The organism is Streptomyces sp. PKU-EA00015 (genome assembly GCF_013387495.1).
In the GTDB taxonomy this organism is placed as follows: Bacteria; Actinomycetota; Actinomycetes; order Streptomycetales; family Streptomycetaceae; genus Streptomyces.
This window is the reverse complement of record NZ_JABZEE010000145.1, coordinates 1-448: the sequence shown is the minus strand read 5'-3', so window position 1 is coordinate 448 and position 448 is coordinate 1. Positions and strand designations below refer to the sequence as shown.

The following is a 448-nucleotide window of genomic DNA, read 5'->3' as shown; positions in this document are numbered from 1 at the left end:
TGTATTGAGCACGAGCGTTGTTGACAGTCTTAAGGTCTTGATCATGGCGAAGGCCCCCGTGTGTGGTGGAGGTGTCGAATCTTCACCGCACGGAGGCCTTCGTGTCCCACCGTAATGCCCGGCTGACCGTCTTCGGGAGGCGGCTGCTGGTTGATCGTGTCCGTTCCGGCCGTCCGGTGGCGCATGTGGCGGCCGAAATGGGCATCTCCCGCGCCACGGCCCACAAGTGGGTGCGGCGGTTCGCTGCCGAGGGCGAGCCAGGACTGTACGACCGCCCCAGCAGTCCCCACACGACGCCGCACCGCACCCCGACCGACACCGAGGCCCGGGTGTGCCGGCTTCGGCAGGAACGCAAGCTGGGGCCGGCCCGAATCGGCCCGATCCTGGGCCTGCCTCCCTCGACCGTGCACCGGATTCTGACCCGGCACGGACTCAACCGCCTCTGCCA

The 448-nt window shown here is 67.9% G+C and carries 1 protein-coding gene; it reads left to right on the top strand.

All coding sequences use genetic code 11. The features are described from left to right. Positions 1-101: 101 nt before the first annotated feature. A partial coding sequence (locus HW130_RS35275; RefSeq protein ID WP_177153833.1) for a helix-turn-helix domain-containing protein occupies positions 102-448 on the top strand: 347 nt, incomplete at its 3' end.